Raw genomic sequence first — 8,044 nt, 5'->3', positions numbered from 1 at the left:
TTATTGATACCATGCCCGGAATTTATAGAAAAGGGAAGTCGGGTAAATTTTATTATGAAGATAAGGACGGCAACAGAATTACAGATGAAAATCAATTACAACGAATAAAATCACTTGTTTTACCTCCAGCCTGGACATCAGTTTGGATAAGTCCTAAATCTAATGGTTATTTGCAGGCTACGGGTATTGATGCAGCTAATAGGAAACAATATAGGTATCATAGTAAATGGACCAAAAGACGATCTGAACATAAGTATTTTAGGCTGCTGGAATTTGGCAAAGCATTGCCTGAAGCCAGGAAAAAGATTAAAAGAGATTTAAAACGTAAGCACCTCGATGAACAAAAAGTGCTTGCTATTTGTGTTGATCTATTACAAAAGACATTATTGAGAGTGGGTGGAAAAAGTTATATGCAGAAATATGGCAGTTTCGGTTTAAGTACCCTGAAAGATAAGCACGTTAAAATTAAAGGGAACTCATTACATTTAAGTTTTGTAGGCAAGAAAGGGGTAAGGCATACAATGGCTTTAACAGACCGGCATTTATCAAGGCTTGTAAAAAAGTGCAGAGATATCCCCGGACAGGAACTTTTTCAATTTTATACTGACGATGGGATGCGTAGAAGTATTGAGTCGGGCCAAATCAATCAATACATTAAAGAAATTACTGGCAATGATTTTACTGCCAAGGATTTTAGGACCTGGGGCGGAACTTTGGAAGCGTTGAGGCAGTTTGCAACTTGTCTGAAAACTCAGGAGGGTTGTTCTAAAGCGAAAACTGAAATACAAGTTTTAGATTCTGTTGCTAAAAAATTGGGAAACACCAGAGCTGTTTGCAAAAGTTCATATGTATATCCTTTACTTCTGGAAGCACATAAAAATGATGCACTTCATAAGTGGTTAAAGCGGGTAAGCATATTAGCTAATCCAACAAATAAGCTATTGGAAAAGGATGAGAAAGTTTTATTGTCTTTCCTTAAATATTCAAAAGAACAGAATTAGCTGAAATAAGCAAAACATCAGGCAACCATTTACAAATAGTTGCGTATTAGATAGTGAAGCGATGATGACAGGACAAATTCCAAACGCTCATCAAACTTATCGCCCTCTGCTGTACTGTCAATCGGAGTAATTAATTAATCATTTAAATTACTTACTATGAAAACTTATTCTGTAAAATTCTTTTCTGCCATACTTGCTATGGCAGTCATCCTGCTGGTTCTTTATTCAGGGTGTAAAAAGAAAAGCAACGGACCTGATGTTACCTACAGAACTTATACAGCTATGGTCCAGTTAAATGGCTCTAATGAAGTTCCGGTAGTTACAACAACTGGAACAGGCACGGCAAACATCACTTATAATGAACAGTCCAAAACGATTGCTTATACCATTACATGGCAGCTTGGATCTGCTGCTGCAACAACGACAGGAATGCACTTTCACGGTGCAGAAAATGGATCAAACTTAACCAGTTCACCAATTGTAATTGAAATACCTGGCTTTACCACTGCCAGCTCAGGTACTCTTACAGGAACTACCAGAGTATTGAACGCTGCAGAGATCAGTCAGCTTTTATCAGGAAAATGGTATGTTAATATCCATAGTTCTGATTTTACAAGTGGCGAGATAAGAGGCAACATTGTTCTGGTTGCCGCAAGTACGGGCAATGGAGGAAACAATGGCGGTGGAGGTGGATACTAAAAAAAGAAACTGCCCGGAGCATAATCAGGGCAGTTTCTTTTTTAAAATTGAAGAACTTTCCCTAATTCATATCAGGCATCTATCCCATCAGACAGCTGCCCTGAATATGTTCCTTAAGATATAGCACTGTTACGATAGCATGTTATGGGTTGAATCCTTTCTAACCAACCGTTTATAATCCTCAAGTAAGGCTATGTATTTTTCCATCCAATAATAGACGGAATMAGGATGTTCAGAATTAGAGTCCTTTTTAAAAGACCTTAGATCCTCATTATGATTTAATTGTTTTAATTCTCCTTCAAAATCACTTGAAAAGTCATAATTGATAGCCTTACCTATTTCTAAAATTACATCTGTATGCAATTTCTTTTGTCTAAACCAATTATACAAGGTCCTTCTGTTTACATTTAAGCGCTTGGATAATTCGCTAATATTCACATTTTGTCGTCGAACAGCTAGTTCAACGATTTCTCCTGCGTTATGTTCCATAACTTTAGTCGTTTTAGATAATATTTGGTTGAACGTTAGGGACGTTTCAATATAATAGCATATGGTATTTTAAGGGTTAATAAAATCGAAGAATTAGAATTAATCGGAGCAGCGTCATGAAATTTTAGGCATCTTCTAATCAAAGATATTTAACAAAAAGAAATATATAGACCTGCTAGTAGTCAAAAAAACACTTTTAGTGTTCATGTAATCCTTATAAATGATTATAAATAACTATTTCATCATCAATTAAATATGATCAATTTTATTATATGAGTTAATTATTATCTCTACCATCAAAAATATATCCCTAATATACTATGCTATGGAAAATGTACTAAAAAGCAACTGGTATATCGTTTATACCTTTCCAAATCTCGAAAAGAAAATCTATAACGAACTTACCAAAAAGAAGATAAAAGCTTATTTGCCTTTACAAAATGTAATAAGGCAATGGAGCGATCGTAAAAAAGAAATAAAAGTGCCTATGTTTCCAAATTATGTTTTTATTAATTCAACAGAAAGGGAGCGCTTCAAACTATTAAAAATAGGAGGGGTATTAAAATTTATAACTTTTGAAGGTAAACCGGCAATGGTATCTGAGGATGAAATATCCAACATAATGAAGTTCGAAACAATGGTTTTTGAAATAGAGTCCAATCTTGTTAGTGGTGATGAAGTGATTATTGTTGACGGGCCTTTCACCGGCTTACAGGGGAAATTATTTTTTAAAAGGGGTAAGGAGCGTCTTGGCGTTCACTTAAGTTCCATAAACCAATCACTTTCAATTGAAGTTTGTTCAACTAGTTTAAGGAAGGTGATCAATAAAAATAGTTATAACTAACTATTGATGTTGGTTCACAAAGGGACTAGCTTTATGAGTATATAAATTAAATGATTTTCAGAATTTACTTAATTTATTATCAGGGTGTTATTGTGACAAACCTCTAGCGAAGCTTTACAATTTACACTGGTTAGCCTGCAAAACTTCTTTAATATGCTTCCTCTGGTTTCTTGTGTAATGCCAACCTTTAACAGGAGATATTTTATTCCGCACGCTATTAAATATTTCCACAGGCAAGAGTACCAAAATAAAGAGCTAATTATAATTGATGACGGTTCTGATTGTATCCGGGACTTGGTTCCAGAGGTTGATAATATAAAATACATAAGACTTGATCATCAAATATCTTTGGGTGCAAAACTTAATATAGCTTGTAAGCATGCCTCGGGGAGCATAATAGTTAATTGGGACGATGATGATTGGTATGCTAACTATCGGATAAAATATCAGGTAGAGGAGTTGAAAGAGCGTAATGCTGATATTTGTGGGATAAATAATTTACTTTATTACGACCTGCTAAAAAAAGAAGCCTTTCAATATAGATATCCTCCAGATCAGCGTAAATGGTTGCTGGGAAGTTCGCTTTGTTATCAGCGATCTTACTGGGAAAAAAATCAGTATAAAGATATAAATGTAGGTGTTGATGGCTTATTTGTTTGGGCTGCCTCACCCGAAAAAGTAACCGCACTTACAGATTCAAAGATGTCTGTCCACATGATACATGATCAGAACATTAGCCTGAAAAAAACTTCAGGCGATTGGTGGCACCCATACCCGGTAATGGATATAGAGCGGATAATGAACTTTGATTTAAAATATTATCCTAAACATGCTCAAACTGCTTCAGATAAATGGAATTTAAAGAATGTTAGAAAACAGTTAAAGAATGTTTATGCTTGCCTGGTGCATGAAAGCTTAGATTGTGTAATTGATATGGTTCGCAATCTACATTTTCAAGACCCTTCCTCAAGTATCGTTATTTTTAACAGTAACGCCGATCTTAAATTAAACTCCTGCTCATTTCCTTTTGAAGAATTTGGAGCTGTAGTAAACCCCACTGTTATACCGGTAGCACATGGCTACCTGCACAATTTTGCGCTTGAATGTATGCAATTTGCACTCGATAATTTTTCTTTTGACATTTTAACTATTGTAGATTCCGATCAATTAAGTCTACAGCCAGCATATTCTACTTTCATGTGGGATTTCTTTTCGCAAAAAAGCAATATCGGACTTTTATCTAACCGACCTGAGCATATAACTGTAAACAATACTGACGTTTTTACCTCCATTCAGGCATTTAAAGAATATGATTTATGGAAACCACTGCTTAAAACTTTTAAAGATGGTGAAAGCAAATTTGTTCACTGGTCTTTTTGGCCCTCAACTGTATTCACTTACGATGCCGTAAAGGATCTGGTTAAGCTCTTCAAAACGAACAATATTCTTCAAAATATAATGAAGCATACAAAAATATGGGCGACAGAAGAGATCATATTGCCAACTATGGTGAGTTTGCTTGGCTATGATATTGAATTGAATCCCTGTTGCCATGACTTTGTTAAATACAAAAAAGCATATACAACACAAGAATTAGACTGTGCTTTTAATGATCCCAATGCGTTTTGGGTACATCCAATAAATCGTAATTACGACGATACGCTTAGGAAATATACCCGTAGGCATTTAAATAACTACATACAAAAACCCGAAGAAACACATAAAGAAGACGATAAACAGTCATTGTTTTTACCTGTCCAAGTTTTAAATGAAATTAAACAAATTGATGGGTGGTTAAGTGAAGGAGAAGCCGAATTGTTAATTGCTTTTGGACTAAAAGCATGCACTCAATTCCCAAATGGACATTTAGTTGAAGTTGGCAGCTATCACGGCAAAGCAACAATTCTGCTTGGAAAGCTGGYTAAGTCGGTATCAGATGGGATAAAAGTTTATTCAATTGATCCGCACAATGGAATATTAGGTTCTACAGATCAGGGATTGCAACAGTTTGAACCATCTTTAGCTCATTTCAAAAAAAATATTGAAAGAGCCAATTTATCTGAAACAGTGATGTCAATAGTTGATGAATCCAAAAATGTAAAATGGAATCACCCAATATCATTATTGTTATTAGATGGCTTACATGATTATTTAAATATTTCTAATGACTTCAGACAGTTTGCATCCTGGATAGAAATTGGAGGTTACCTCGCGTTCCATGACTTTGCTGATTACTTCCCCGACGTAATTGCATTTGCAAATGAACTTATTTCAAAAAAGAATTACCAGAAAATCCAGCTAACAGATTCCCTACTGGTTTTAAAGAAATTGAATTAAAGCATTACAGCAAAGATGGCTAATCTTAAAAAGAAAAACTTACCAGTATGGCTATATTGGGAAGGCGACCTTCCGGAATGGATTCGGGCATGCCAGAAAACAGTATTTGCACATGTAGAAAATGTACAACTGCTAACCCCTGAACGCTTTAATGAATTGCGGGATTCTGACCTCGACATCAAACTTAATGATTTATATGTAGCTCATCGGGCAGATTTTATACGGGCATTTTTGCTTAAAAAATTTGGTGGGCTATGGATTGATTCTGATTGTGTTGTTATCAAATCAATCCAGCCCTTGATGGATATTTTGAATATGTATGAGTTTATGGGGTACCGGGAACGTTCTGGAGAGGTTACAAATAATTTTATGGGAGCATCATTGAACAGTAATATTGCCTCTGGTTATTATAATCGTGTTTGCCAAATTTTACGGTCCGGACAACCAATAGAGTGGCTAACAATTGGCTCACAAGCCTTAACAGCAACCTTAAATGAGGGCAAAACCTCATGGTATGAATTAAAGGTTGAACAGATCCAGCCTATTTGCTGGAGCAATCCGGCGGCATTTTTTCAAAAGGYTAGTGATGACGTGCATCAACAAATGCTCAATCCCAATTCCTATTGTTATATGGTTTCTGCTAACATGGTTAGGGGTTATTTAGAGGAAAATCAATACCCGAATATTCTTGATGAGGATACTTTTTTTAGCTACTTATTAAGAACGTCAGAGACCAATAAGAAGACCAAATCAACCTTTGCTTAATAGATAAATGATGAATGATCTTTTAAATATTGTTTACAGGAAAGATACTGATGATGATCGTTGGGTTATTCCTGAAGTTATTAACCAGGACATGTACTGTATTAAAAGCCGATTTGCGCACATTGAACCTTTAACTCAAAGTTATGTGATTGATTGTGGTGCTCATATTGGTGCATTTTCGATAATGTGTGCCAGGCATCTAAAAAACGTTGATGTGATTTCCTTTGAACCAAACCCCGATAGCTTCTGGTATTTAAATGAAAACGCTAAAAGGTTTGGAAAAATAAAGGCATTGAACAAGGCAGTTTCAGTAACCAACGGGACATTAAATCTTTATTCACCAGATCAAAGTGATTGGAGTGGGCGATGGACGTCGATACCAAATTCCAATGACTTTTTATCTGTTGAATCTGTTGGGTTATTTTCTTTCATCAACGAACTTGACAGGGACGTTTTCATACTGAAGTTAGATATTGAAGGTTACGAAGAATTTCTAATTGAGGCATCAAAAGAAGAGGATCTAAGAAAGATACATGCGATTATTATTGAAACACATACAGATAATTTTAATCATCAGAAGTTAAAAGACTACGGGTATAATTTACTATTTAATCCGGATATCTCTGCCGCAAGGCAGTTTGTTTATTCAAAGAATTAAGATTACACTTTATTTAAACACATGTTACGCACAGCACTTGAATTTTTATCAGATGAGCTCAACGCTTATCTTAAACGCAAGGACGCCACAAACTTCGGAAATGAAGATATTGTAATGATCTCTTCACTGATGACTCCTGATGGAACATTTGCTGTTGTATCAGACGGCGGTGAGGTATCTAAAATAATTTTAACGCTGGTAAACCTGGAGGAAGATCGCGTTTCTGATGCTCAATACAACTATCGGAAAACAGATGACAAGATTCAAATAATTAATCCCCCGGTTAACCTGAATGTATTTGTTATTTTTTCTGTCTTTGCTAATAACTACTCTACCGCATTAAGACTACTATCTTACGTAATTTCATTCTTTCAAGGCAATCAGGTCTTTGATAGCGATAAGTATCCTGGGATCAATGCAAAAGTTGATAACGACAAACCATGGCAAAAGGTGGGTCGTTTGCTGGTCAATTTACATCCCATCACTTTTGAACAACAAAATAACCTTTGGGCAGCACTTGGTGCAAAGTACATGCCTAACGTAATTTATAAAATCCGAACCATGAGTTTCATTGATCTTGAACCTAAAATGGAAGCACCTCCAATTACAGAAGTTACCATTAGCGACAATTAAGTTAACCTCCAATCTTTTTGTAATGATAAAAATAAAATATAAAGCACTTTTTTCAGTGGAGTTTCCCCATACATTTTACAGTTCGGGTAAATGTCCTGATATAGCTTTGCAGCCATCTGAAGACTGTAACGTTCTTATGAAATCACTGGGATTACGTTTTCTGCCAAGTGATTTCGGCGGAAAATTATATGCAAAAGTGAATAGTCTGGATGTAATTAGAAATCCTTTAACAGAGGGAACAAAATTTACTTTTCTACTCAAGCTGAAAAACAGTTTCTTTGAAAACATCACCGATCTAAATACCAGTAAGCCAGCTAGCAGCCGTTATTATTTCAATAACCTGAGTTCAAATCTATTAGCGGGCGAGCCACTGCTTGTTGCAAACAAAACCAAGAAAACCGTGTCTGAGGCAGATTTAATTCCCTTTGTAAGTAATGCCTTTTCTTTTGCACATAACAGTAACCTTGCAACTCAAACCGGAAAACTAGAATTTATAGACAGCGGAGAGAGTTTACAGCAGCTATTGGATAACTCCAATAACGTATATAATTTTTCTTTTGATCTTAATAAATCAACAGGAGGCCGGACGCGCTTTTTAATTGAAGGAACCGAGAAGGC

9 protein-coding genes are annotated in these 8,044 nt (G+C 35.6%); 8 read left to right on the top strand and 1 reads right to left on the bottom strand.

Annotated elements, in window-relative coordinates; all coding sequences use genetic code 11:
- Both AC1DG9_RS19660 and AC1DG9_RS19655 read left to right on the top strand, forming a co-directional pair.
- Positions 1-1,001, top strand: a 1,001-nt coding sequence (locus tag AC1DG9_RS19660; protein WP_477635088.1) for a DNA topoisomerase IB, incomplete at its 5' end; no start/stop codon positions are given.
- A 156-nt stretch (positions 1,002-1,157) separates the two neighbouring features.
- Positions 1,158-1,700 (top strand): CHRD domain-containing protein, encoded by a 543-nt coding sequence (locus AC1DG9_RS19655; protein WP_337716200.1) that lies wholly within the window; start codon positions 1,158-1,160, stop codon positions 1,698-1,700.
- Positions 1,701-1,829: 129 nt separating this feature from the next.
- On the opposite strand, the gene AC1DG9_RS19650 is transcribed toward AC1DG9_RS19655, so the two are convergent.
- Positions 1,830-2,189, bottom strand: coding sequence for a hypothetical protein (locus AC1DG9_RS19650; protein ID WP_477635087.1), 360 nt, complete (start codon positions 2,187-2,189; stop codon positions 1,830-1,832).
- Between the two features lie 325 nt (positions 2,190-2,514).
- On the opposite strand from AC1DG9_RS19650, the gene AC1DG9_RS19645 reads away from it, so the two are divergent.
- The 6 genes from AC1DG9_RS19645 to AC1DG9_RS19620 all read left to right on the top strand — a co-directional run.
- Positions 2,515-3,033 carry a UpxY family transcription antiterminator gene (locus AC1DG9_RS19645; protein WP_172662889.1) on the top strand — a complete coding sequence of 173 codons (519 nt, stop codon included), beginning with the start codon at positions 2,515-2,517 and terminating at the stop codon, positions 3,031-3,033.
- A 153-nt stretch (positions 3,034-3,186) separates the two neighbouring features.
- On the top strand, positions 3,187-5,370 hold the full coding sequence (locus AC1DG9_RS19640) for a glycosyltransferase (RefSeq protein ID WP_477635086.1): 2,184 nt from the start codon (positions 3,187-3,189) through the stop codon (positions 5,368-5,370).
- A gap of 15 nt (positions 5,371-5,385) precedes the next feature.
- Complete coding sequence (locus AC1DG9_RS19635; protein WP_477635085.1) at positions 5,386-6,135, top strand: capsular polysaccharide synthesis protein; 750 nt, start codon at positions 5,386-5,388, stop codon at positions 6,133-6,135.
- A 7-nt stretch (positions 6,136-6,142) separates the two neighbouring features.
- On the top strand, positions 6,143-6,793 hold the full coding sequence (locus AC1DG9_RS19630) for an FkbM family methyltransferase (protein ID WP_337716202.1): 651 nt from the start codon (positions 6,143-6,145) through the stop codon (positions 6,791-6,793).
- Between the two features lie 21 nt (positions 6,794-6,814).
- Positions 6,815-7,426 carry a Pvc16 family protein gene (locus AC1DG9_RS19625; RefSeq protein ID WP_337716204.1) on the top strand — a complete coding sequence of 204 codons (612 nt, stop codon included), beginning with the start codon at positions 6,815-6,817 and terminating at the stop codon, positions 7,424-7,426.
- A gap of 22 nt (positions 7,427-7,448) precedes the next feature.
- Positions 7,449-8,044: hypothetical protein (locus AC1DG9_RS19620; protein WP_477635084.1), on the top strand; the 596-nt coding region annotated here is incomplete at its 3' end.

The organism is Pedobacter sp. 05L430, assembly GCF_056397585.1.
This window is presented reverse-complemented; position numbering and strand designations above follow the sequence as displayed.

Bases quoted from the DNA above. Each gene is read 5' to 3' on its own strand.
- AC1DG9_RS19625 (WP_337716204.1), top strand. From the start codon at position 6,815: ATGTTACGCACAGCACTTGAATTTTTATCAGATGAGCTCAACGCTTAT.
- AC1DG9_RS19645 (WP_172662889.1), top strand. From the start codon at position 2,515: ATGGAAAATGTACTAAAAAGCAACTGGTATATCGTTTATACCTTTCCA.
- AC1DG9_RS19630 (WP_337716202.1), top strand. From the start codon at position 6,143: ATGATGAATGATCTTTTAAATATTGTTTACAGGAAAGATACTGATGAT.
- AC1DG9_RS19655 (WP_337716200.1), top strand. From the start codon at position 1,158: ATGAAAACTTATTCTGTAAAATTCTTTTCTGCCATACTTGCTATGGCA.